The sequence below is a fragment of the Ochrobactrum sp. BTU2 genome, assembly GCF_024539785.1.
Lineage (GTDB): Bacteria > Pseudomonadota > Alphaproteobacteria > Rhizobiales > Rhizobiaceae > Brucella > Brucella anthropi.
Window position 1 is genome coordinate 515,034 of the sequence record NZ_JAHWRG010000004.1, and the last position, 24,118, is coordinate 539,151.

Here is a 24,118-nt window from a genome sequence, read left to right on the forward strand (position 1 = left end):
GAAGCCCGATCAGAGAAACTGACCGGGCTTCAATCAAGTCGATATTATTGTCCGCGTCTTGCAACCGCAGGCGCACCATCTGGTCCGAGCGATGCCACCCATTGAGTGATGGCGGCGATATCCTTTTCACCCAGCATATGATCCGCATCGATGGTGCGGGCATCGACGCGGGCGCCACCGGAGCGCAGAAGTGCGGAAAGCGCTGGCGCAAACGGTGAGTAGAGCTTGTCCTCTTCGCCTGTGATGGTCAGAACGCGCGCCTTGCTCAGATTGGCGACAGGGGCGTTATCCAGAACCGGCATCGAGCGCATCAGAATGGCGCGCTTCACCAGATCGGGGTGCAGCATCATGGTTGCAGCCAGAAGATTGGCGCCGTTCGAATAGCCCACGAAGGTTGCGTGGGTGAGGTCGAGATCCTTGTCATCGGCCAGACGCGTCAAAAAGGTCACGAATGCATTGGCTTCGAGCTTCACGTCCTTCTGGTCGAACTTGACCGGCGAGATGCGCTTGTACCAGCGTGTACCGCCATCTTGCATCACGCGACCGCGAATGCCGAGCAGTGTGGCGCGCGGCCAGATCTTGGAAGCCAGCGGCACAAGGCTGGTTTCATTACCGCCCGAACCGTGCAGCAGGATCACCAGTTCATTCGAAGCATTTTCCGGTTTGTAGAAGCGATGAATGAACTGCTTGCTGCGCGAAAAATTCTGTTCCGGGGTCGTTTCCGTATCCATCTTCTTCTCGCGCATTGTCACGCCTTCACCCAGCTTGGGAGCGCCCTGCTCTTCTTTCATCGATGCAGCAATAGCGCTCAGAACCTTGCCCTGACCGTTCGTCGAAACGGGCTGTCCTTCGGCCAGAGCCGAGCCGGCCGCCACCGTGAATGCAGCTGCCGCCAAAGCGGCAATAAACATCTTCTTTACCATGATCTCAATATAGCCAATGAGACGTTAACGAAGGTTTGAAGGCAGCTCTTCCCGGGTGCGTCCCCACCCCTGCCGGCGATAATCACATGACCCGACACATCTCTCCGAAATCGCCCATGCTTTTGCGGGAAGCGCTTTCGGGATGCGCTAATGTAATGCCGTTAACAGCAGAGTTTTAGCGAGAATATGGCAGAATGCACGAAAAGTTACATTGTGTTACAATTCTGTTACGCCTTCACGCGATCTCAACAATGCGTGAACAACATCGTGTTCGCAAATTATCCATGCTTTTGACGCCTTTACGTGGGATCGTATCTGCAACAGCAGGCTAATCGTTTTGGAAGTGGGAGAGACCATGAGCAGCTTCAAACCCGGGCGTTTTTCATCCGCCCGTCTCACTTATGATGCGGTGACGCCCAAGAGCTTCTATCTGAACCGTCGCAACTTCATGGTCGGCGCGGGTGCGCTGGCCGCGGCTGGTGTTGCATCAACCGCCTTTGCCGAACCGCTCAAGGCGAAGGCTTCCGCCTATAAGGTCGATGAAAAGCTGACACCGCAGGATGCTGTCACGACCTACAATAATTTCTATGAATTCGGCACCGACAAGAGCGACCCTTCCGCCAATTCCGGCAGCTACAAGCCGCTGCCCTGGAAGCTCACCGTCGATGGCCTCGTGAAACAGCCGAAGGAATTCGACATTCAGGAACTGATTGCCAGGATGCCGCTTGAAGAACGCATCTATCGGATGCGCTGCGTCGAGGCATGGTCGATGGTCATTCCGTGGATCGGGTTTCCGCTCGCAAGCCTTCTGTCGCAGGTGGAGCCGCTTGGTTCCGCCAAATACATCGCCTTTACCGGCGTGGTGCGACCGGAAGAAATGCCGGGCCAGACCGGCCTCTTTCAGGTTCTCGACTGGCCCTATATCGAGGGTCTGCGTCTCGACGAAGCCAATCATCCGCTGACGATCCTTTCGGTCGGCCTTTACGGCGAGACATTGCCCAATGCGAACGGCGCGCCGATCCGGCTCGTGGCGCCCTGGAAATACGGTTTCAAGGGGATCAAGGCGATCACGAAGATCAGCTTTGTCGAAAAGCAGCCGCCAACCTCATGGCAGCAGCAGGCCGCTAACGAATATGGCTTCTATGCCAATGTGAATCCGGAGGTCGATCATCCGCGCTGGAGCCAGGCGACCGAACGGCGTATTGGCGAAGGCGGTTTTTTGGGTTCGGGCCGCCGCCCCACCTTGCCGTTCAACGGTTATGGCGAGGAAGTCGCCTCGCTTTATGCGGGCATGGACCTGAAGGTGAATTACTGACATGGCAGCACCGGCCCAGACAGGCAAAAAGAAGACAGTTCGTCCCGGTGAATGGAAGATCTGGCTGCTCTATGCGGTCGGTTTCGTTCCGGCAGTCTGGACGTTCTATCTGGGCGCAAGCGGTAACCTTGGTGCCGATCCGGTCAAGACTTTCGAACACACGCTTGGCCTGTGGGCTCTGCGCTTTCTCATTCTGACCCTCATGGTAACGCCGATCCGCGACCTGACAGGCATGGCTTTTCTGCGCTACCGTCGGGCGCTCGGCCTGCTCGCCTTCTATTATGCGCTGATGCACTTCGCCACCTATATGGTGCTGGATCAGGGCCTGAACATTTCCGCCATCGTCACCGATATCGTGCGACGGCCTTTCATCACCATCGGCATGATCAGTCTGGTCCTGCTGGTGCCGCTGGCGCTGACCTCCAACAACTGGTCGATCCGCAAGCTCGGCCGCCGCTGGAACAGCCTGCACAAGCTGGTCTATGTCGCAATCGCTGGCGGCGCGATCCATTTCATCATGTCGGTGAAAAGCTGGCCTGCCGAACCGGTCATCTATGCCGGGATCGTCAGCGCACTGCTTCTATGGCGTCTGGTGCGTCCGCACGCCCGCAACCGCAAGCCTGTTTCCCGCCCGCGCGGCGAAGCAATGGCAGTAAAGAAATAAGCCCTGACACACCAATAACTTTCTACGGTTTCTAATGTAGAAACTTAAATTTACTATTCTAACCGTTACCCCATGACATAGGGATGCAAATCATGTCAGTATCCCGCCGATTTCCGCACACAGAATAATTCCTGACAGCGGCAACCGACGAATACGGAATGCATATGTCATCTCTCCTGAAATCGGCTCCCGTCCGCATCGCAGGCAAGTTCGTCTTCATTTTATTCGTCCTTATCTTTGCGATATGGGCCAGCTTTGCCATGTGGTTCCAGTTGCCCTTCGGCGATGCCATGCGCGGATCGATCATCGCCGTCTGGCTTCTGATCGCTCTGGGCGTGATTGCAGGCGAAAGACATTACAGCTGCTGGCGCAGGCGACTGGTCTTCTGCCTTCTGGCGCTGGTGATGCTGGGGGCATGGTCTACAGTCCGCCCCTCCCTCAACCGCATCTGGGCGCCCGACGTCGCACGCACGGTGACGGGAAAGATCAATGGCGACATCGTCACCCTTTCCAATGTCCGCGATTTCACCTGGCGAACGACAGAAGATTTTACGCCCAACTGGAAAGAGGAAACCTACGACCTCAGCAAGATTGCGACGGTGGACGTTTATCTGTCCTATTGGTCGGGCCCGGCAATCGCCCATACGCTTCTGTCATTCGGTTTCGAGGATGGCCGTCATGTGGTCTTTTCCGGCGAAATCCGCCGCGAACACCATGAAGTCTATTCGCCCATCGCCGGTTTCTTCCGCAAATATGAGCTGGCGATGATTGCCGCCGAAGAGCAGGACATCATTTATCTGCGCACCAATGTCCGCAAGGAAAACGTCTATCGCTACCGCGTGAAGCTGCCGCCGGTGGGCGCGCGCGAACTTTTCCTGTCCTATGTCGAGCTTGGCAATGAGCTGGCAGAGCAGCCGAAATTCTATAATACGCTGACCGCGAACTGCACCACGATCATCTTCCACATGGCGCGGGTGCTGGATCCGACCTTCCCGTTCGACTACCGCATCCTCCTGTCAGGCTACCTGCCCGGTTATCTGTACGATCACGGCTGGATCGAGAATGGCGGCGCGCTGGAGGAAGCGCGCAAACGCGCGTCAATCGACGCAAGAGCGCTCGCGGGTGGACGCGACGGCTTTTCGCAACGTATCCGCGAATAAAAAATCCGCCGAAGCGACTGCTCCGGCGGATTTTCAGGTCAATCAAAAACAGCTCACACCGCAGCGGTGATGATGATTTCAACCTTGTAGTCAGGCGTTGCCAGCGCTGCTTCGCCGGTGGCGCGGGCAGGCGTGTGAGCCGGATCGACCCATGCATCCCAGACAGCGTTCATTTCGCCAAAATCCTTCATGTCGGCGAGCCAGATGATGGCCTGAAGGATCTTGGTCTTGTCGGAGCCCACTTCCTTGAGAAGGCGGTCCACCTCGGCCAGAACGGCCTTGGTCTGTTCGGTAACGCTGGCGCCCGGATTTCCCACCTGACCGGCGAGATAAACAGTGTTGCCGTGAATTACGGCCTGGCTCATGCGCGGGCCGACTCCAATGCGACGGATGCTCATGGTGAACTCCTCTCAATAATGCTCTTCTGCGGGACCAGTCCCGCATGTGAAAATGTTGCGCATCCTTATTAAAGCCCTAGTCTGCTTTGGCAATGCCAATGCCGGTCCGAATGATGCAATTTCAGTAAAAAGAGCAGTTCCAGCGACACCGCTCCAACTGGAACCGCTCCGAAGAGGAGGACAGCCATGTCGGAACCACTCGCCGAGATTTATCGCGACTATATTGCATGCCTGAACCGGCAGGACTGGGACGACCTCGGACTTTATGTGCACGAGGAGGCCATTCATAATGGCAGACCTTTGGGACTTGGCGGCTATCGCACGATGCTGGAACAGGATTTCGAGGCGATTCCCGACCTGCGCTTCAACATAGAATTGCTTGTCAGCGAGCCGCCCTATATTGCCAGCCGGCTTCAGTTCGACTGCACGCCGAAGGGGCTACTGTTCGGTCTTCCGGTCAACGGTAAACGGGTCCGGTTCGCAGAGAATGTCTTCTATGAATTCGAGAATACGCTCATAAGGAAAGTCTGGTCAGTCATCGATAAGGCTGCGATTGAAGCACAGCTGTGATCATATCAAGCATGTCTTTTTCCCATCGTAGCGGGATCAGAAATCAGTCCAGTGGACTGATTTCCCCGCGAAGGCGGCTCCCACTTTTGGGAGACAAGCTTTAGCGCCCGTCACCATTGACTCTTTGCCCCCCTCCCCCTATAAGCCGCGTCACGTTCGCCCGCGCGGTTTTACGGATGGTTTTGTGCTGTCCGTCGCAAGGGACAAGAACCAGCTCCTGTTCAATAGAGCGTGATCCCGAAAAGTGGAAAACAGTTTTCGGACAAGATCGTGTTCAACGGAAAAACAGAATCAAGAAGGGCCGCACACCGCGGTATTAAATAAATGAAGCGCACTTACCAGCCATCCAAGATCGTCCGCAAGCGTCGTCACGGTTTCCGTGCACGCATGGCAACCACCGGCGGCCGCAAGGTTCTCACCGCTCGCCGTTCGCGCGGCCGTAAGCGGCTTTCCGCTTAATCTTTTCCCGCGCTGCAGCGCGGTGAATAAAGAAATGAACAAGCCGAAACAAATACTCCGCCTTCGCAAGAGAGCGGAGTTTTTGGCTTTGAGGAATGGTGAAAAGCGACGTGGTCCACTGTTTCTTCTCGAAGTCCGCGAGCGGACCGAAGAAGAATCGCAAACCGCCAAAATCGGCGAAAAACCCCGTGCAGGTTTCACCGTAACGAAGAAAAACGGCAACGCCGTGATACGAAACCGCATCCGCCGCAGGCTGAGAGAAGCGGTTCGTTGTCACGCAGGGCGTGACATGGCGCCTTCGACCGACTATGTGATCGTAGCGCGCGAGCAAGCCCTCACTGCGCCCTTTTCGCGACTGACCGAAGAACTCTCCCGCCGCATCAAGGCGAAGGGTGAACGGCGGGGCGATGGGAAACGCCGAACGGAAAGACCGGAATCAGGACCCGTCAATGGAAAATAATCGTAATTTCTTCATCACCATTGCCCTGTCCATCCTCGTGCTAACGCTGTGGCAAGTGTTTTATCTGGGTCCGAAAACGGAAGCCCAGCGGGAGCAGGCACGCATTGAGGAGCAGCAGCAGCAGAAACAACAGGCGACGCAACAACAGGCGCAAAGTGGCGACACGCCGCAGATGCCCGCCACGTCCGGAAATATTCCCGGCCATAGCGATGTTGCAGCCGCTGGCGGCACGCTGACCCGCGAGGCAGCCGTTGCCCAGACGCAGCGCGTCGAAATCGATACGCCTTCGCTGCGCGGTTCGATCAACCTGACCGGCGCGCGCCTCGATGATCTCTTCCTGAAGAGATATCACGAGACCGTCGATGATAATTCGCCTCAGATCGAACTGCTTGCGCCCTCGGCGCTGAAGCAGGGCTATTTCGTCGAACTCGGCTTCACCGGCAACGACACGACCGGCCCGGTTCCGGGTCCGAACACGGTCTGGACCGTGGAAGGCAACAACAAGCTGACGCCATCCACGCCGGTCACGCTGACCTATACCAACGAGAAGAACATCACCTTCAAGCGCGTCATTTCGGTCGACGACGCCTATATGTTCGCCGTTGAAGACACGATCACCAACAATACCGGCGCGCCGATCTCGCTGGCCTCCTATGGCCGCGTGACCCGCTTCAACCAGCCGGAACATGCCAGCGCCACCTATGTGCTTCATGAAGGCCTGATCGGCGTCATGGGTCAGGACGGCCTGCAGGAAATCAAGTATTCCAAGGTCGAGGACGACAAGGACATCTCGTTCAAGGACGTGAGCGGTGGCTGGCTCGGCATCACCGACAAGTACTGGGCGGCAACGCTCGTTCCACCGCAGGACGAAAAGTTCACCGGTCGCTTCTCGCATTTCACCAATGATCGCCCGCGCTACCAGACCGACTTCCTCGGCGCGCCGATGACCATTGCACCCGGCCAGGCACAGACGCTGAAGAACCACGTCTTCGCCGGTGCTAAAGTCGTTTCCAACATCAAGGCCTATGAAGAAAAGCTCGGTATCAAGCAGTTCGAACTGCTGATCGACTGGGGCTGGTTCTACTTCATCACCAAGCCGATGTTCTACCTCATCGACTGGATCTACAAGTTCTCGGGCAATTTCGGCGTCGCCATTCTGGTCGTCACTGTTCTCCTTAAGGGCCTGTTCTTCCCGCTTGCCAACAAGTCGTACAAGTCGATGGCACGCATGAAGCTGGTGCAGCCGAAGCTGACTGAAATCCGCGAGAAATATGCGGATGACAAGATGAAGCAGCAGCAGGAAATGATGCGGCTCTACAAGGAAGAGAAGATCAATCCTCTCGCCGGTTGCTGGCCGGTGCTGGTGCAGATTCCGGTGTTCTTCGCACTCTACAAGGTGCTCTATGTCACCATCGAAATGCGCCATGCGCCGTTCTTCGGCTGGATTCAGGATCTTGCAGCGCCCGATCCGACCTCGCTCTTCAACCTGTTCGGCCTCTTGCCTTTCGGCGTGCCGCACTTCCTGATGATCGGCGTCTGGCCGCTCCTGATGGGCATCACCATGTTCCTGCAGATGCGCATGAACCCGACGCCTCCGGATCCAACGCAGGCCGCCATCTTCACCTGGATGCCAGTGATCTTCACCTTCATGCTGGCTTCGTTCCCGGCTGGTCTCGTGATCTACTGGGCATGGAACAACCTGCTCTCCATCACCCAGCAGGGCATCATCATGAAGCGCCAGGGCGTGAAGATCGAGCTCTTCGACAATCTCAAGGGTCTCTTCAAGCGAAAGCCGAAAGAGGCGAAGAAATAGACTTGAAAGAACCCCGCTTCGGCGGGGTTTTTTGTGCCTTCATGTTGACAATACGGCTCATAACATTGATGCGTGTACACAAGAGAACATACCGACCGGGACAGAACCATTGAACCAGCAGGATAAGAAGCAAGCGGCGATCAGGGCCGCTCAGGCAGCGGCGGATGCGGTCCGGGAAGTCCAGGCGGCACTCGTCGAGGAAGGACGCCTGCTTTTCAAGAAATCGTGGATCTTCATCCGTGGCGTGCCATCGATGAAATTCTTGCCGCCGGAAGGTCCGGTCGAAATCGCTTTCGCAGGCCGCTCCAATGTCGGCAAGTCGTCGCTCATCAATGCGCTCGTCAACAAGAAGGGCCTTGCGCGCACGTCCAACACACCGGGCCGCACGCAGGAACTGAACTATTTCGTGCCGGACGGCTATTCCGGCGAAAACGGCGATCTGCCGCCGCTGGCACTGGTCGACATGCCGGGCTACGGTTTCGCCGAAGCACCGAAAGCACAGGTCGATGCCTGGACGCGCCTTGTGTTCGATTATCTGCGCGGACGCACCACACTGAAACGTGTCTATGTGCTGATCGATGCCCGCCATGGCATCAAGAAGAACGATGCGGAAGTGCTCGATCTTCTTGACAAGGCGGCTGTCTCCTACCAGATCGTGCTGACCAAGATCGACAAGATCAAGCCCGCTGGCGTACCGCGCCTTCTGGAAGAAACGCACAAGCTTACCTACAAGCGTGCAGCCTGCTTTCCCGGCATCATCGCGACCTCGTCGGAAAAGGGCGAAGGCCTCGACGAGCTGCGTGCAGCAATCGCATTGCTTATCAAGGAAGCCTGATACTACCTATTCTCACGCATGTCCTAATCCCAAAACCGATTCCCACTTTTGGGGACATGCTCTAGCTCGGGCAGCTTTCAGGCTGCCCGTCCAGCCCTTCATTGAGGCGCTCGAAACGGGCAGTCGTGTGCCCGTCGCCGCGCTGGATATGCAGCACATAGATGCTGTCGAAATCATTGCCGCGCCATTTCGGCACCGCAGCTTTATCTCCGCCATTGTCCTTGAGCAGATTTCTGGCCAGCTTGTAGAGCTGCTTGTGTTCCCAGCCGACCAGTATCGTCGCATTGCTGTATTGCAGCTGCTCGAGTGCGACCTGCAGCTTCCCGATCTCGTCATAGCCGAAGCGCGTATCGACCGGCATCTGAAAACGGATGGCGGTCGGCTCCACCGTCGCCAGCGGTCGGTTATAGGCATAGGAAATGCCGCTATCCTTCTTTTCCTTGGCAGGATCGGGCGCGAAAATGGCATCGGGCTTGCCGAAATCTTTTGCAATGACGGCAGGCAGTTTCAAGGAACGATTGAGCCCACGACAGCTGAGCTGTCCCATGCCACCTTTGGGCTTTTCTCCATGCCGGATGAGGATGATCGTTTCAGTCGTTGCTGCAGGCGCAGCACAGGATGCTGATGTGCCAAGCAGGCAGGTAAGAACAGTGAGGAATATTTTGCGCATGATGCGGTCTCTGAAAATCATTCCGGGTAAAAAACCTGCATAGAGCGCAGACCGGCTTTTTGTTGGGCACATTTCGGGCTGCAAATTCAAATAATCGCGACCGGGAAAGCGAAAAATAAGCATCTGCGGATTCCAATTGCGATGAATCCGGTCTAGAAAAGCCTGCCTCTTTTTGCCCTGTCGCCAGCCATGGAGCCCGCGATGACGACACTTGAAAATCCCGAAATGCAAGCGCAACTCCTATCCGCGGCCCTGCCCTATATGCAGCGCTACGAGAACAAGCATGTCGTTGTGAAATATGGCGGCCACGCCATGGGCAATCCGGAACTGGGCAAGGCCTTCGCGCGCGATATCGCGCTTCTGAAACAGTCGGGCATCAATCCGATTGTCGTGCATGGCGGCGGCCCGCAGATTCAGGCTATGCTGACCAAGCTCGGCATCGAATCCCGCTTCGAAGGCGGCTTGCGCGTCACCGACGAAAAGACCGTCGAAGTGGTGGAAATGGTTCTGGCCGGTTCCATCAACAAGGAAATCGTCGCCCTCATCAATGCCGAAGGCGAATGGGCAATCGGTCTTTGCGGCAAGGACGGCAACATGGTCTTTGCGCAGAAAGCGCACAAGACCGTCATCGATCCCGATTCCAATATCGAGAAGGTGCTGGACCTCGGCTTTGTCGGTGAACCGGCGGAAGTGGATCGCACGCTTCTCGATCTTCTGGCCCGCTCCGAGATGATCCCGGTCATTGCACCGGTCGCACCGGGTCGCGACGGCCATACCTACAATATCAACGCCGACACTTTCGCAGGCGCGATTGCCGGGGCGCTCGCCGCAACGCGCCTCCTGTTCCTGACCGATGTTCCGGGCGTGCTGGACAAGGACAAGAACCTCATCAAGGAACTGTCCGTTGCCGATGCGCAGGCGCTCATCAAGGACGGCACCATTTCCGGCGGCATGATCCCCAAGGTGGAAACCTGCATCGAAGCAATCCGCCGTGGTGTCGAAGGCGTCGTCATCCTCAACGGAAAGACCCCGCATTCCGTACTGCTTGAGCTTTTCACCGAACATGGTGCCGGCACCTTGATCGTGCCGTAGAGCGCATCCCGAAAAGTGTGAAACGGTTTTCGGATAAGATGCGCGCTTATCGTGCCATAAGGGATCGACCATGACCGATATTCCGGACAGAGCTGCTTTCGCCCACGTCACTGACTGGGTGTTCGACCTCGACAACACGCTCTACCCGCACGCCGCCAATCTGTTCTCGCAGATCGACGTGAAGATGACGAGCTATGTCGAGACTTTGCTGAAACTGCCGCGTGACGAAGCGCGCAAGATTCAGAAGCAGTTCTATCTCGAATATGGCACCACGCTGAAAGGTCTGATGGAGTGCCATCAGATCGATCCGGACGACTTTCTGAGACAAGTCCATGATATCGACTATACGTGGCTGACGCCCGATCCGGCGTTGGGACGGGCGATCAAGGCGCTGCCGGGTCGTCGCTTCATCTTTACCAATGGTGATCGCGGCCATGCCGAACGCGCTGCCAGCCAGCTCGGAATCCTCGATGATTTCGACGATATTTTCGATATCGTCGCAGCTGGCCTGACACCGAAGCCTGAACGGGTCACCTATGACCGCTTCCTCGGCGCTTTTGGCATCGATGCGGGCAAGGCCGTGATGTTCGAGGATCTGGCGCGTAATCTGGTCGTTCCCAAAGCCCTCGGCATGAAAACGGTGCTGGTCGTGCCGAACAATTTTGAGCCTACATTTTCCGAGATATGGGAAAGCGATCCCGAGTTCACCGATCAGGTGGACTATGTGACCGATAATCTGACCCGGTTTCTGGAAGAAATCATTGCACGAAGATAGGCAATTCACCGGCCTTGAAAAACGCATCGACAAGGCCGCCCACCGCCTTCTCGACAATCTGCCCCGTCACCGGATCAGCGATGCGCTGATCGAGTTTCTGGTCTTCGGGCTGAAACAGGCATGGGCCTGCCTTTTCGGGGGCGCCATGCTGGCGCTCATCATCCTCACCCGCTGGTTCTGGCCGGATGGCGGCGCGGGGTTTATCACGCGCTACGATTTCCTGTTCCTGTCCGCCCTTGCTATCCAGCTTGCCATGCTGGTCTTCAAGCTGGAGGCGTGGGAGGAAGCCAAGGTCATCCTCATCTTCCATGTGGTCGGCACAGCGATGGAAGTGTTCAAGACCCATGCCGGTTCATGGGTCTATCCGGAGGAGAATTTCTTCCGCATTGGCGGCGTTCCTCTGTTTTCCGGCTTCATGTATGCGGCTGTCGGCTCCTACATGGCACGCATCAATCGCATCTTCGATATAAGGCTGAACCACTATCCACCGCTCTGGATGACCATTGTTCTGGCCGCCGCAATCTATATCAATTTCTTCGCGCACCACTTCATCTGGGATATGCGCTGGCTGCTGTTTGCTGCGACCTTCGTCCTTTTCTGGCGCACGACGATGCATTACCGCGTCTTCCGCTTCCGGCACAAAATGCCGTTGCTGGTCGCCTTTCTGCTGACCTCGCTCTTCATCTGGATTGCCGAGAACATCGGCACATGGTCGAAGGCCTGGCTTTATCCGAACCAGCGCAATGGCTGGGAACTCGTTTCAATGAGCAAGCTCGGCTCGTGGTATCTCCTGATGATTATCTCGGTCGTGCTGGTGACACTCGTTCACCGCCCTCGTGCCTATGACGAAAACGAAAACGCCCGGTCTTAAGAAAACCGGGCGCGATTCCATCAGTCCCTCAGGACACAATCAGAGCTTGTAAAAATCCTTGATCTGCTCCCAGGCTTCGTCGGCGGTTTCGACAAAGTTGAGCAGTTCGATATCGGCAGGCGAAATCGTGCCCTGCTCGGCCAGAAACTCGATATTGATCGCCTTCGTCCAGAATTCCTTGCCAAACAGGATCAGCGGCACGCGCTCCATACGGTTGGTCTGGATCAGGGTCATCGCCTCGAAAAGCTCGTCCATCGTTCCAAAGCCGCCGGGGAACACGCAGATCGCCTTGGCCCGCATCAGGAAATGCATCTTGCGGATCGCGAAATAATGGAAGTTGAAGCAAAGGTCAGGCGTAACATAGGCGTTGGGCGCCTGTTCATGCGGCAGCACAATGTTGAGACCGATCGTCGGCGCACCGACATCGGCGGCTCCGCGATTGCCTGCTTCCATGACGCCGGGACCGCCGCCCGTCACCACGATGAATTCGCGATAATAGGTCGTTGCCGAATATTCGGAACAAAGCCGCGCGAATTTGCGCGCTTCTTCGTAATAATGCGCATTGGCTTCAAGGTTCTTCTTCTGAACCTCGTTCTTGGCTGCCCATGCCTCGCCGCCGGGCTCCGGAATGCGCGCACCACCAAACATGACGACAGTGGACTTGATACCCCGGTCGGCCAGAATCATTTCAGGTTTCAGAAGCTCAAGCTGCAGCCGGATCGGCCGCAGTTCGCGCCGCGTCAGGAAATCATCGTCCGTGAAAGCAAGGCGATAGGCAGGGGCTTCGGTCTGTGGCGTCTGCGGTACGGTGCGCGCCTGCTTGACCGCTTCCTCAGAATTCGGGAATGGCGTCCAGCCAGACTTCTCCATCGGGTTCATGCTCTCACCTGCTCCTTCATTATCGCCATTCAACGCGTAATACCAGGGCGCTGAGATGCTGACGCATCGCGCCCTGAAAATGCTCAATTGCCGCACGGGCTTATCCAAAACTCGATGAGTCAAGCTCATCGGGTTTTGGTATAACAGCATCCATTCTGGCGCTAAATGCTTAATCTGTCTCAAACGTGGCACTGCAATCGGATCACGAACGACATTGACCCTCATGGCGCCTTCGCTTAATCAATTTCCCAGCAAACAGGCCGGACTTGTCCACGCCTGCCTTCCGCCGCCCCTTCATGGAGATCGCACCCTATGACCAAGCCAGACCTCGCCTCCCTTGAGAAGACAATCGACAAGGCTTTTGACGAGCGCGACGGTATCAACACGGCAACGCGCGGCGAAGTGCGCGAAGCCGTCGAACAATCGCTCGTTCTGCTCGACCGCGGTGAAGCCCGTGTCGCAGAAAAACAGGCGGACGGCAACTGGCAAGTCAACCAATGGCTGAAGAAAGCAGTTCTGCTCTCCTTCCGTCTCAACCCGATGGAAGTCATCAAGGGCGGCCCCGGCCAGTCCTCCTGGTGGGACAAGGTGCCGTCGAAATTCGACGGCTGGACAGCCAATGAATTCGAAAAGGCAGGCTTCCGCGCCGTACCGAACTGCATCGTGCGCCACTCGGCCTATATCGCGCCAAACGCGATCCTGATGCCATCCTTCGTCAATCTCGGCGCCTATGTCGATGAGGGCACCATGGTCGACACCTGGGCCACCGTCGGCTCCTGTGCACAGATCGGCAAGAACGTTCACCTTTCCGGCGGCGTCGGCATCGGCGGCGTTCTGGAACCGATGCAGGCCGGTCCAACCATCATCGAAGACAATTGTTTCATCGGCGCCCGCTCGGAAGTCGTTGAAGGCTGCATCGTGCGTGAAGGTTCGGTCCTCGGCATGGGCGTCTTCATCGGCAAATCGACCAAGATCGTGGATCGCGCAACCGGCGAAGTCTTCTATGGCGAAGTGCCGCCCTATTCGGTCGTCGTTGCAGGCACCATGCCGGGCAAGAACGTTCCCGGCGAAAACTGGGGTCCGAGCCTCTATTGCGCCGTGATCGTCAAGCGTGTCGATGAAAAGACCCGCTCCAAGACCTCGATCAACGAATTGCTGCGTGACTAGTGGATTGAATTTGACGTTTGATACCCGTCCGATATAAATCTCGTTTCAAACGTCAAATTCGAAAAATCCACTAGATTCATAAGGTTACTAGTGGTCTTTTTGATTTCGACATTTGCTCGGCGCTCATATCCCGAGGATGCAAATGTCGGAATCAGACCACTAGAGCATGTCTCCCGAAAGTGGGAACCGGTTTCGGGATAAAGACATGCTTAAAACAAATGGATAGCGCGTTTCGACAATGACTGAGAGCGTGCTTAAAAACAAAAGGCGACGCTGCTGGCGTCGCCTTTTTGCATTTAATGGTCGCCCCTTCGGATGGCGCAATGCCTCTGATCCGGGCAGTCCGGGGAGACACTGACGCCATCCTCCGGGGAGATTTCTTGGCAGCCCTTCGGCTGCCCCGCGTGTCACATGCGTGAGGGGGAGGAACGCAACGGACGATGCAGGGCGACCGACAGGCTCAGCCGTCAGAACAAATTAGTTCTGGTAGCTGGACGGGGAAGCGTCGCCGAAGCGATGAGCCGAGCCGTCCTGATTAACTGGCGCAGACTGACGAATGGCAGCCGGAGCCGTATAGTCGATGTTGCTGCGGGTCGAAGCGACCGGCGTTTCGCCAGGAAGAACGAAAGCCTTGTCCTGAGCAGCCATTGCAGGCGGCTGGCCAACGAACGGGTTTTCGGCATAGGCAGCACCTGCGCTAAGAGCGACAGCAAGAGCGGCGAGAGCAAACTTCTTCATTTCTTTATTCCTTTTCTCCATGGCGTCCCCGGCATCGGTGCTTAACCGGCTGAACCTTGAGACTGCATCTCAGGCATAGAGGGGACATTTGGTTAGCTGGGCCTTCGTGGCCCGCCCTACGGTGTCAGGCACATCTGGGAGGAAATGCCCCGACACCTTCGGGAATACATGCAATGTGGGTATTTCATTCATGCCCGGTCCGTCTGGACCGGAGAGGCCAAAAGTCCGAGCGGACTTTTAGTTCTGGTAAGAGGAAGGCGATGCGTCACCGAAGCGGTGAGCCGAACCATCCTGATAAACCGTTGCCTTGTTGATCGAGGCAGGAGCCGTGTAGTCGAGCTTCTGGCTCTGCGTTGCAACCGGCGTACGGTCATTTGCATAGAGATCGGCAGGTTCGCCGACATGTGGGTTTTCTGCAAAAGCGGCACCAGCGGTAAGAGCAAGAGCAGCGGCAGCAAGAACAATCTTCTTCATTTTCCTATCTCCTTGGAAAGTGGAGCGGCGTTTGTTCGTCGTTCCGATGCAGCTGAAATGGGTGACAGTGGGCAAAAGTTCCAGTCACGAAAATGTTTTCTTTATCACACATTTGTGCGGCCATTTTCTTGGAGGACGATAATTGAAATTATAAAATAATAACAAAATCAAATATTTAATTGATATACCAGCAATCACACGACTGTTACAAAGTGTCTTTTGTTCAAAAAGAGCGAACAGTCTGTCCCAATATATTGTCCAATGAGAGTGAACAATGATGCGATTTTTCGCGAAATCGGTCCTTTGCAAACGACGCAAGCTTCGTCGAAATGACACCCTGATTTGCGGCTGGCATCGTTCAGCCAGTCAAATCAGCCCATACTCAAAAGAAAAGCCGCATCGAAATGCGGCTTGATGACATTCAATTGGACCAGCTCTTGATTGAACGCTGTAACCCCGATCAGTTGTTTGCAACAGCGACCGAACGCCCGGCAATGGAAACCCACTGACCGGAATTGGCAGGCGACTGCATCTTGATATAGCGGTACGAAGTTTTCTCGACCGGCAACACCTCGTCGCGCAGATTGTCGAGGATATAGTCGCCATGATCTGTGCGGGCGGTCAGGACGACATGCGGCTCGCTGCCCTGTACCATAGTAATGAGAAGCTGTGACGGGCTGATACCCCGCGCCATCAGCTGGGCCCGCTTCATCAGGACATAGTCTTCGCAATCGCCCTTGCCGTTGACCGGAATGGTCCAGTAATCGCGCTTGCCATAATTATCCTGATCGGAGACCGGTTTGATGCGGCGATTGACGGAGCTGCTGACCGATTGCAGCAGCTTCGCGCGCTGCGGGGTCATCTTCATCGGCGGCAATACGCGATGCGCACCGCAATCGCGCTTGTTACGATCGCAGTACTCCTTGTGTCCGTAAGGAATGCTTGTAAGCCCGCCTGCTTCACTCCATTGCGCGGCCTTGGCCGGTATTGTCGTCGCCCCGAAGAGCACCATCATGCCTGCTATCGCAGAAGTGACAAAACGCATGCGCAGTTTCCCATTTAAAAAGAGTCCCCGTTGAGCGGCCCTTTGCGGGTCTCGTTATCAACTTATTTTTAACTAACGATGACAGGACCCCTCCGGTCAAGGAAATTTCGTTCCCAAATTGAAACCGGTTGAGAAAAACAAGTGAAAGGCGAAACGATGCCGCCTGCGCGCAACCATCGGATTGCTGTTTCATCCGCCGGTTTCCGGCCTGTTTTTTTCAACGCGCATCCTGTTCCGAAAACGCTTTGCACTTTTCGGGATGCAGTTGGTTTCTCACGCGCATCTTATTCCGAAAACCGCTTCGCACTTTTCGGGATGCGCGATAATCTCGCCGTCAGACGATTCCCTTTTCAAAAAAGTCCCGATCTCATGAGCTTAGCCGTCAATCCCGCCGATAACCTTGCCGCCCTCATCCGTTGTGCATCCGTAACGCCTGCCGAGGGCGGTGCGCTGACGGCGCTGGAAGCGATGTTGAAGCCGATGGGGTTTTCGGTGGAACGACCTGTCTTCCACGATGAAGACACGCCCGACATCGAAAACCTTTATGCACGCAAGTCGGGCAATGGCCCGCATCTGATGTTTGCGGGACATACCGATGTCGTGCCGCCCGGCAATGAAGGCGACTGGAAACACCCACCCTTCTCAGCGGTGATCGAAGATGGCGTGATGTACGGTCGCGGTGCGGTGGACATGAAGGGCGGCGTTGCCTGTTTCGTGGCCGCAGTTGCCCGTCACATCGAAAAGCACGGCAGCATCAAGGGCAGTGTTTCCTTCCTCATCACCGGTGACGAGGAAGGCCCGGCCATCAATGGCACAGTCAAGCTTCTCGACTGGGCGAAGCAGCGTGGCGAAAGCTGGGATGCATCCATCGTCGGAGAGCCGAGCAACCCGAATGCGCTTGGCGACGCAATCAAGATCGGACGGCGCGGCTCGCTGTCCGGCACGATCACCGTCCATGGCGTGCAGGGCCACGCCGCCTATCCGCATCTGGCCGAAAACCCGGTGCGTGGCATTACCACGCTGGTCGACAGCCTGCTTTATCCAGCTTTCGACCAAGGGACGGCCAATTTCCAGGCCAGCAATCTGGAAGTGACCAGCATCGACGTCGGCAACAAGGCCACCAATGTCATTGCGAACAAGGCAACGGCCTCGTTCAACATCCGCTTCAATGACACCTGGACGGCAGAGAGCTTGCAGGCCGAAATCATCGCGCGCCTCGAAAAAGCCGCCCGCGACAATCGCTTGCGGCCGGGTCGCGAAACACCGATCAAATACGAACTCACCTGGCGCGAGCATCCGAGCCATGTGTTCCTGACCCGTGACGAAAAGCTGATCGGCACACTGACAGATTCCGTCGAGGCCGTAACGGGCAAACGCCCGGAACTGTCGACATCAGGCGGCACGTCCGATGCCCGTTTCATCAAGGATTACTGTCCGGTGGTCGAGTTCGGCCTTGTCGGACAGACCATGCATATGGTTGACGAGCGCGTAGCCCTTGCCGACCTCGAAGGCCTGACACAGATTTATGAACGCTTCATCGCCGATTTCTTTGGGTAACGCATAGTCCCGGAAAGTCGCATGACTGTTCCGCCCGGATTACGCGAAAAATTGGGAATCTCATGCCAAGCCTGGACGATATTTTCAGATATTTCTGGGGCGTCTGGAAAATGATGCTCGGGCGCAAGGAAGGACTGGGCTATCTCGACATTTCCGCCGAGGGCTTCTGGTCGTCCTTCTTTGCGATAGCGATTGCACTGCCGCCGCTCTTCGCAAGCTGGGTCGCTTATGCTGCGGATCTGACGGCAGGTCGCGAGGAAGCAGGCTTGCGCTTTGCCATCGTCACGCGCGCAGCCTTCGTGGACATAGCGGCCTGGATTATTCCGCTCGTCATCATCGGCCTTATCGCCAAGCGGATCGGCATTGCCAAGCATTATGCGGCTTTCGTGATTGCCACCAACTGGGGCAGCGCGCTGCTTTCGTGGGTCTTCGCACCCATTACACTGCTACAGCTCTTCTTTCCCGGACGGTTCGACATCGCGACACTGTTTGCCTTCATCATGTTCGGCGCATCCATTGTGCTGAGCTACCGGCTGACTTTTGTCGCGCTGCAGCGGCCTCATGCCTATGCGGCACCATTCTTCGCCTGCATCGTCTTTGGCTCACTGTTCCTGACCGTCCTGCTGCAGCAACTGCTCGGGATCGGCTTTGATCCGCACGCCTATTAAAGCGAAAGCCATTATATCGGCACGGGATGATTGAGGGCGCTGGCGATCTCGGCCATGACGGCACGGAGAGCCGGAACCGTCTTCATATCGGAATGAACGACCATCCACACCTCGCGTGTGAGGGGGGCATGATCCGGCAACGCTGGCACCAGCTGCTCCTGCGTCTCAGCCATGAAATCAGGCAACATGGCTATGCCCGCATTCTCGCTTACAAGAGCGAGCTGCATCTCCAGCGTATTGGCGCGCAGGGCGATTGGCCGGGCACCAGCCAAAGCAAGCAAATGGGCCTGCTGCGGAGCGTCTTCCAGACTTTCATCATAAGCGATGAACTGCCATTCTTCAGGAGGAGTTCGCGCCAGATAATCCCGGCTCGCATAAGGGCGGAAAGCTTCCTCGCCCAGCCTGCGAATGGTGAGATCGCCGGTTGTCGGGCGCGTCAGGCGAATAGCTATATCCGCCTCCCGACGGTTCAGTGAACTGAAGCGTGCTTCTCCCATCACACGCATATGGATACCCGGATATTGTTCTGACACGGCAGCGAGCGGCTTCGCCAGTCTTGCAACCGCATAGGACGGCGGCGCGGTGAGCGTGATGGTAGCGCTTATGCCCGTATCCCGAACTGCGCCGAAACGGCTGATGGCTTGTGCCTCGTCCTGCATCTTGCGGGCAATCGCCGCAATCCGCTCGCCGTCTTCCGTCAGCAGAAAACGTCGCCCCCGACGATCAACCAGTTTCAAACCGGTTTCGGATTCCAGAGCTGCCACACGTCGCGCAATCGTCGCATGTTCTACATTGAGCAATCGGGCGGCACCGGACAGAGTCCCCGTATCGGCCAAAGCCACAAAGTAACGCACGCTTTCCCAATTCACCATTGTGAAATTTTTCCCATATGCTGCGATCAAATCGGCAATTTTTTCCCGTTTCTCTATCCGCGATACTGCCACGGATTGCAACGGAGGCTGACTGATGGACTACGAGATCATTCTGAACGAAACAGGTGAAGCAGGGCTGCTTCAGACAGTCCCGCAGACACCCCGAAGCCCCGATGCGGGCGAGATACGTCTTCGCCACGAGGCAATCGGCGTGAACTTTGTCGACATATATCATCGGACCGGCCTCTATCCGCTGCCGTCCTTTCCGGCAGTGCTCGGCGTCGAAGGTGCAGGTGTGGTGGAAGCTGTCGGATCGGATGTAACCGACCTCAAGCCAGGCGACAGGGTTGCCTATGCGGGCCTGCCAGTGGGGGCATATGCTTCAACCCGGCTTCTACCGGCCCAAAGAGCACTGCTACTGCCCAGCACAATTTCCTCGCAGTCGGCAGCAGCGACCATGCTGCGCGGTCTTACCACCCACATGCTCCTCACCAATACATTTCCCGTTGGCCCGGATACAATCATGCTGGTGCATGCAGCCGCAGGCGGGCTGGGCACTTTGCTGACCCGTTGGGGCAAGGCTCTTGGAGCAACTGTGATCGGAACCGTCAGCTCGGAAGATAAAGCCGAAATCGCGCGCAAAAATGGTGCCGATCATGTGCTCGTCGGACGCGATTGCGATTTCGTCACAGCCACCCGGCGTCTCACGGATGGACAGGGCGTTCACGTCGCCTATGACGGGATCGGTGGAGAAACTCTGGCCAAAACGGCACAATGCGTGCGCCCGCTTGGAACTCTGGCGAGCATCGGTCAGGCCGGTGGAAAAATCTCCCAGAGCGTCATTGATGCACTCGGCAATCAAGCAGATCTTTCTTTCGTCCGGCCAAGCGTGATCGCTTACATCAACGATCTGGATAACTACCGAAACTCCGCCTCCAAGCTTTTCGACATCATGGAAAAGGGACTGACTGGAACGATTGGGGCAACCTATCCGCTGAGCGAGGCAGCACAGGCCCATCGTGCGCTGGAGACGGGAAAATCATCCGGAAGTTTGCTCTTGATTCCCTAGAGCGCGCTTCGGGTCTCAGTACGGAAAGGCGTAGTCCACACCAATCAGATAAAGCCCATAGGGCGGGGCAACCTGCCCGCAGGCCTTGCGATCTTTGGCTTCCAAAGCCGCTTGCAGATCATCCGCCGTCCAGCGGCCAACACCCACCTCCATCAGGCTGCCTGCGAAGGACCTGACCTGATTGTGCAGGAAGGACCGCGCCGAAACGCGCATTTCCACATAATCGCCATTGCGGGTGACATCGAGCCGATCAAGCGTCTTGACCGGGCTCTTGGCCTGGCATTGCGTGGCGCGAAACGTCGTGAAGTCGTGCTCGCCCAGGAGCCGCTTTGCTGCTTCGTGCATCGCTTCAGCATCAAGTCGCTTCTGCACCCACCATGCGCGCTGATAATCAACCGCCAGAGGCGCACGGCGATTATGGATACGATAGAGATAATGCCGGGCACGCGCTGAAAAACGCGCATCGAATGTGTCCGTCGTCCTCTCGACATTCAAGATGCTGACGCGCTCATCCGCCATGACGAGGTGCGCATTGACCGCATCGCGCACCTTGCCTGCACCCCAATCCTTGGTGAGATCGACATGCACGACCTGCGCGGTTGCATGCACGCCTGCATCGGTGCGGCCAGCCGCACTCAGCGTCAAATCTTCGCCGCAGAACTTCTTGAATGCCAGTTCGATGGCATTCTGTACCGCATGGCCGTTTTCCTGCCGCTGCCAGCCAACATAGGGCGTGCCGTCATATTCGACAGTGAGCTTGTAGCGCGGCACCGCTTACAGAACCTTCGAAACCTGTGCGCCACGCAGAAATTCTTGCGCGGGCAATGGCTTGCCGCCGGAACGCTGCAACGTAACGAGCCGCACGGCCCCTTCCCCGCAGGCAACCGTCAGGCGATCGTCCAGCACCGTGCCCGGTTCACCGGACCCCTCACCCAGCGCCGAGCGCTGAAGCTTCACACGTTCGACAGCGCCATTGATTTCCATCTCGCACCATGCCCCCGGAAAGGGCGACAGACCGCGAATGGTATTGTGCACGTCCTGTGCCGGCTTCGACCAGTCGATGCGCGCCTCGGCCTTGTCGATCTTGGCGGCATAGGTGACGCCTTCTTCCGCCTGCGGCTGCAAGGCAAGGCTTTCACGCTCAAGCGCGCCCAGCGCACGGATCATCAGGTCGGCGCCGATCATACTCAGACGGTCATGCAGTTCGCCTGCCGTCATGTCCGGCGTGATCGCAACCTTTTCGGCCATGGCAACGGGACCGGTATCGAGCCCGGCATCCATCTTCATGATCATCATGCCGGTTTCGCTATCGCCTGCCATGATGGCACGCTGGATCGGAGCCGCGCCGCGCCAGCGCGGCAGCAGCGAGGCATGGCCGTTATAGCAACCGAGGCGCGGTGCATCCAGAATGGCTTGCGGCAGCAGCAGGCCATAAGCCACGACAATCGCAACATCGGCTTCGAGGCTTGCGAAAACGTCCTGCTCTTCCGCACCCTTGAGGCTCTTCGGCGTGAACACCGGAATGCCGAACTGTTCGGCCTTTTCATGCACCGGTGACTTGGTCAGCTCCAGCCCGCGACGGCCCGCCGGGCGCGGCGGCTGCGTATAGGCCGCAACAACCTCATAACCGTGACCGATGATGGCGGTGAGGATCGGCACGGAAAATTCCGGCGTCCCCATGAAAACGACACGCATTAAAGCACTTTCCCGGGCGCGCGCTGGCTGGCGAGCTTCTTGAACTTCTTGATGACCATATCGCGCTTCAGCTTGGAAATATGATCGATGAAGAGCACGCCGTTCAGATGATCGATCTCATGCTGCAGGCAGGTAGCCATCAGCCCGTCGGCTTCGATCAGATGCTGTTTGCCATCTGCATCGAAGTAATTGACCTTGATGGCGGCTGGCCGTTCCACTTCGGCATAATAATCCGGGATCGAAAGACAGCCTTCCTCATAGGTGCTGACTTCATCCGTCACGCCGACAATCTCGGGATTGATGAAGACATGCGGCGCTTTCGGTTCATCTTCCTTGGCAAGGTCGATGACGAGCATGCGGATCGGTTCGCCTACCTGAATGGCGGCGAGGCCAATGCCCGGCGCATCATACATGGTGTCGAACATGTCGCCGGCAAATTTGCGCAGCTGGTCGTCAAAGCGCTCCACAGGCTTGGAAACCTGGCGCAGGACGGGATCGGGAAGGATGACAAGCGGTTTTACAGACATGGGCTTTCACGTAATGGCTCACGCGAGAATCGTCAATTACACTTTGCAAAATGTTCTCGTTTTGATCTCATCAAGACGATACGAATCAGCTAAGCTCTCTTCATGGAAAACCAGAATCTCCTGAATGAGCCGATTCTGCAGCTCGGTGCCACATCCTTCACGCTGGGGAGTATCCTGCTGGCGGGTATCGTCGTGCTGGTGCTGTGTCTTGCCATTTTTCTGATCGCGGCGACACGTTCCGCCCGGCTTCGTGCGGTTGCGGAAGCACAGGCCGAAGACCGTGCCCGCGATGCGGAATATCGCATGGCGGAAATCCTGAAGGCACAGGCCGAGATGCAGGGCCGGATGCAGACCATGGCCGAGGTATTCGGCTCACGGCAGGCGGAACTCAACCAGTCGATCCGCGAAAGGCTCGACGGCATGACGCATCGCATCGGCCAGACCATGACCGAACAGACCCGCTCGACGCATGAAAATCTCGCCAAATTGCAGGAGCGTCTCGCCGTCATCGACACGGCGCAGAACAATATCCAGTCGCTCGCCGGACAGGTGGTGCAATTGCAGGCGATCCTCGCCAACAAGCAGACGCGCGGCGCTTTCGGCCAGTCGCGCATGGAAGCGATCATTGCCGATGGCCTGCCACAGGGGGCCTACGAGTTTCAGGCAACGCTTTCCAACAGCACCCGCCCCGACTGCCTTGTACGGATGCCGAACAATGCGCCCTCGCTCGTGATCGACGCAAAATTCCCGCTCGAAGCCTGGAATTCGATGCGCGAAACGGAACAGCCGGAGGCGCGCAAGGCAGCAGTCGCCCAGTTCCGCCGCGACATGGAAGTGCATATCAAGGATGTCTCGGACAAGTATCTGATCCCCGGCGAAACACAGGATACGGCTTTTCTGTTCGTGCCGTCGGAGTCCATCTTCGCCGATATTCACGAGCACTTCGAGGCCCTGATCCAGCGTGCGCATCGGGCGCGGGTCGTCATTGTCTCGCCGTCGCTGCTGATGCTGTCGATTCAGGTCATTCAGGCGATCCTGAAGGATGCCCGCATGCGCGAGCAGGCGCATGTGATTCAGGGCGAGGTGATCCGCTTGATGGAAGATGTGGGCCGTTTGGACGAGCGCGTGCGGAAGCTGCAAACGCACTTTGTGCAGGCCAACAAGGATATTGACGATATTCTGGTGTCGTCCAACAAGGTCACCCGGCGCGGCGCGAAGATCGAAGCGCTGGAATTTGGCCCTGCACCCGCAGAGGAGGCATCCCGCCCGCAAACGAGACAGACGGAAAACACTCCCACTCAAATGCGCCTGCGCGTGGTGGATGAGGACTAATTTCTTCGGCTCAGAATAGCGACGCTGTTATTTCCCTCATCCTGAGGAGGCGCGAAGCGCCGTCTCGAAGGACGAGGAAACGCACAACTC

At 56.9% G+C, this 24,118-nt stretch carries 27 protein-coding genes; 16 read left to right on the forward strand and 11 right to left on the reverse strand.

Annotated features, from left to right (window positions below; translation table 11 throughout):
• Positions 1-44: 44 nt before the first annotated feature.
• Complete coding sequence (locus tag KWJ32_RS14915) at positions 45-923, reverse strand: alpha/beta hydrolase (protein WP_010659437.1); 879 nt, start codon at positions 921-923, stop codon at positions 45-47.
• 355 nt (positions 924-1,278) lie between these two features.
• Here KWJ32_RS14915 and msrP point away from each other — a divergent pair, with 355 nt between their 5' ends.
• The 3 genes from msrP to KWJ32_RS14930 all read left to right on the forward strand — a co-directional run bounded on the left by msrP (position 1,279) and on the right by KWJ32_RS14930 (position 4,062).
• The gene (msrP, locus tag KWJ32_RS14920; protein ID WP_151610238.1) at positions 1,279-2,238 is read left to right on the forward strand and encodes a protein-methionine-sulfoxide reductase catalytic subunit MsrP; all 960 of its coding nucleotides are present in this window, start codon (positions 1,279-1,281) and stop codon (positions 2,236-2,238) included.
• A gap of 1 nt (position 2,239) precedes the next feature.
• Positions 2,240-2,902, forward strand: a complete 663-nt coding sequence (msrQ, locus tag KWJ32_RS14925; RefSeq protein WP_151610239.1) for a protein-methionine-sulfoxide reductase heme-binding subunit MsrQ — start codon at positions 2,240-2,242, stop codon at positions 2,900-2,902.
• 164 nt (positions 2,903-3,066) lie between these two features.
• Positions 3,067-4,062, forward strand: a complete 996-nt coding sequence (locus KWJ32_RS14930) for a DUF4105 domain-containing protein (RefSeq protein WP_185755999.1) — start codon at positions 3,067-3,069, stop codon at positions 4,060-4,062.
• Positions 4,063-4,115: 53 nt separating this feature from the next.
• Here the strand turns inward: KWJ32_RS14930 and KWJ32_RS14935 are convergent, their stop codons facing one another.
• Positions 4,116-4,460, reverse strand: coding sequence for a RidA family protein (locus KWJ32_RS14935; protein ID WP_061345609.1), 345 nt, complete (start codon positions 4,458-4,460; stop codon positions 4,116-4,118).
• 186 nt (positions 4,461-4,646) lie between these two features.
• Here KWJ32_RS14935 and KWJ32_RS14940 point away from each other — a divergent pair, with 186 nt between their 5' ends.
• From KWJ32_RS14940 to yihA, 5 genes are all read left to right on the forward strand, one after another.
• Positions 4,647-5,030, forward strand: coding sequence for an ester cyclase (locus KWJ32_RS14940; RefSeq protein WP_012091447.1), 384 nt, complete (start codon positions 4,647-4,649; stop codon positions 5,028-5,030).
• Between the two features lie 324 nt (positions 5,031-5,354).
• Positions 5,355-5,489, forward strand: a complete 135-nt coding sequence (gene rpmH / locus KWJ32_RS14945; protein ID WP_010659431.1) for a 50S ribosomal protein L34 — start codon at positions 5,355-5,357, stop codon at positions 5,487-5,489.
• A gap of 34 nt (positions 5,490-5,523) precedes the next feature.
• Positions 5,524-5,949, forward strand: coding sequence for a ribonuclease P protein component (gene rnpA, locus KWJ32_RS14950; protein WP_010659430.1), 426 nt, complete (start codon positions 5,524-5,526; stop codon positions 5,947-5,949).
• Positions 5,939-7,762 (forward strand): membrane protein insertase YidC, encoded by a 1,824-nt coding sequence (gene yidC, locus KWJ32_RS14955; protein WP_010659429.1) that lies wholly within the window; start codon positions 5,939-5,941, stop codon positions 7,760-7,762. Before rnpA ends, yidC begins: the two co-directional genes overlap by 11 nt.
• A gap of 31 nt (positions 7,763-7,793) precedes the next feature.
• A complete protein-coding gene (gene yihA, locus KWJ32_RS14960) occupies positions 7,794-8,597 on the forward strand; it encodes a ribosome biogenesis GTP-binding protein YihA/YsxC (RefSeq protein ID WP_029376035.1) in 804 nt (267 codons plus the stop codon).
• Positions 8,598-8,658: 61 nt separating this feature from the next.
• Here yihA and KWJ32_RS14965 read toward each other — a convergent pair whose 3' ends face one another.
• The gene (locus tag KWJ32_RS14965; protein ID WP_231771239.1) at positions 8,659-9,267 is read right to left on the reverse strand and encodes a hypothetical protein; all 609 of its coding nucleotides are present in this window, start codon (positions 9,265-9,267) and stop codon (positions 8,659-8,661) included.
• 201 nt (positions 9,268-9,468) lie between these two features.
• On the opposite strand from KWJ32_RS14965, the gene argB reads away from it, so the two are divergent.
• The 3 genes from argB to KWJ32_RS14980 all read left to right on the forward strand — a co-directional run bounded on the left by argB (position 9,469) and on the right by KWJ32_RS14980 (position 12,005).
• Positions 9,469-10,359: an acetylglutamate kinase gene (argB, locus tag KWJ32_RS14970; protein ID WP_010659426.1), complete on the forward strand. Its 891-nt coding sequence runs from the start codon at positions 9,469-9,471 to the stop codon at positions 10,357-10,359.
• A 70-nt stretch (positions 10,360-10,429) separates the two neighbouring features.
• Positions 10,430-11,134 (forward strand): pyrimidine 5'-nucleotidase, encoded by a 705-nt coding sequence (locus tag KWJ32_RS14975; protein WP_151610240.1) that lies wholly within the window; start codon positions 10,430-10,432, stop codon positions 11,132-11,134.
• Entirely contained in the window at positions 11,121-12,005 is an 885-nt protein-coding gene (locus KWJ32_RS14980; RefSeq protein ID WP_012091444.1) for a DUF817 domain-containing protein, read from the forward strand. The genes KWJ32_RS14975 and KWJ32_RS14980 overlap by 14 nt, the downstream gene beginning before the upstream one ends.
• A gap of 39 nt (positions 12,006-12,044) precedes the next feature.
• Here the strand turns inward: KWJ32_RS14980 and KWJ32_RS14985 are convergent, their stop codons facing one another.
• Complete coding sequence (locus KWJ32_RS14985; protein ID WP_012091443.1) at positions 12,045-12,884, reverse strand: LOG family protein; 840 nt, start codon at positions 12,882-12,884, stop codon at positions 12,045-12,047.
• A 312-nt stretch (positions 12,885-13,196) separates the two neighbouring features.
• Here KWJ32_RS14985 and dapD point away from each other — a divergent pair, with 312 nt between their 5' ends.
• On the forward strand, positions 13,197-14,051 hold the full coding sequence (gene dapD, locus KWJ32_RS14990) for a 2,3,4,5-tetrahydropyridine-2,6-dicarboxylate N-succinyltransferase (protein WP_010659422.1): 855 nt from the start codon (positions 13,197-13,199) through the stop codon (positions 14,049-14,051).
• A gap of 477 nt (positions 14,052-14,528) precedes the next feature.
• On the opposite strand, the gene KWJ32_RS14995 is transcribed toward dapD, so the two are convergent.
• The 3 genes from KWJ32_RS14995 to KWJ32_RS15005 form a co-directional block, all read right to left on the reverse strand.
• Positions 14,529-14,789 (reverse strand): hypothetical protein, encoded by a 261-nt coding sequence (locus KWJ32_RS14995; RefSeq protein WP_010659421.1) that lies wholly within the window; start codon positions 14,787-14,789, stop codon positions 14,529-14,531.
• 237 nt (positions 14,790-15,026) lie between these two features.
• On the reverse strand, positions 15,027-15,263 hold the full coding sequence (locus KWJ32_RS15000) for a hypothetical protein (protein WP_010659420.1): 237 nt from the start codon (positions 15,261-15,263) through the stop codon (positions 15,027-15,029).
• Between the two features lie 460 nt (positions 15,264-15,723).
• A complete protein-coding gene (locus KWJ32_RS15005; RefSeq protein ID WP_010659419.1) occupies positions 15,724-16,275 on the reverse strand; it encodes a transglutaminase-like cysteine peptidase in 552 nt (183 codons plus the stop codon).
• A 402-nt stretch (positions 16,276-16,677) separates the two neighbouring features.
• Here KWJ32_RS15005 and dapE point away from each other — a divergent pair, with 402 nt between their 5' ends.
• Both dapE and KWJ32_RS15015 read left to right on the forward strand, forming a co-directional pair.
• A complete protein-coding gene (gene dapE, locus KWJ32_RS15010) occupies positions 16,678-17,865 on the forward strand; it encodes a succinyl-diaminopimelate desuccinylase (protein ID WP_125334343.1) in 1,188 nt (395 codons plus the stop codon).
• 62 nt (positions 17,866-17,927) lie between these two features.
• Positions 17,928-18,533, forward strand: a complete 606-nt coding sequence (locus tag KWJ32_RS15015; protein WP_151610241.1) for a hypothetical protein — start codon at positions 17,928-17,930, stop codon at positions 18,531-18,533.
• Positions 18,534-18,544: 11 nt separating this feature from the next.
• Here KWJ32_RS15015 and KWJ32_RS15020 read toward each other — a convergent pair whose 3' ends face one another.
• Positions 18,545-19,405, reverse strand: a complete 861-nt coding sequence (locus tag KWJ32_RS15020) for a LysR family transcriptional regulator (protein ID WP_012091439.1) — start codon at positions 19,403-19,405, stop codon at positions 18,545-18,547.
• 94 nt (positions 19,406-19,499) lie between these two features.
• Between KWJ32_RS15020 and KWJ32_RS15025 the strand changes: the two genes are divergently transcribed.
• Positions 19,500-20,474, forward strand: a complete 975-nt coding sequence (locus tag KWJ32_RS15025; protein WP_151610242.1) for a quinone oxidoreductase — start codon at positions 19,500-19,502, stop codon at positions 20,472-20,474.
• Positions 20,475-20,489: 15 nt separating this feature from the next.
• Here the strand turns inward: KWJ32_RS15025 and truA are convergent, their stop codons facing one another.
• From truA to def, 3 genes are read right to left on the reverse strand one after another with little or no spacing between them, the layout of a single operon-like run.
• Entirely contained in the window at positions 20,490-21,245 is a 756-nt protein-coding gene (gene truA, locus KWJ32_RS15030) for a tRNA pseudouridine(38-40) synthase TruA (RefSeq protein WP_151610243.1), read from the reverse strand.
• 3 nt (positions 21,246-21,248) lie between these two features.
• Complete coding sequence (gene fmt / locus KWJ32_RS15035; RefSeq protein ID WP_012091436.1) at positions 21,249-22,169, reverse strand: methionyl-tRNA formyltransferase; 921 nt, start codon at positions 22,167-22,169, stop codon at positions 21,249-21,251.
• Positions 22,169-22,696 (reverse strand): peptide deformylase, encoded by a 528-nt coding sequence (gene def, locus KWJ32_RS15040; protein ID WP_010659411.1) that lies wholly within the window; start codon positions 22,694-22,696, stop codon positions 22,169-22,171. Before def ends, fmt begins: the two co-directional genes overlap by 1 nt.
• A gap of 102 nt (positions 22,697-22,798) precedes the next feature.
• On the opposite strand from def, the gene KWJ32_RS15045 reads away from it, so the two are divergent.
• Entirely contained in the window at positions 22,799-24,028 is a 1,230-nt protein-coding gene (locus KWJ32_RS15045; RefSeq protein ID WP_012091435.1) for a DNA recombination protein RmuC, read from the forward strand.
• Positions 24,029-24,118: the final 90 nt, after the last annotated feature.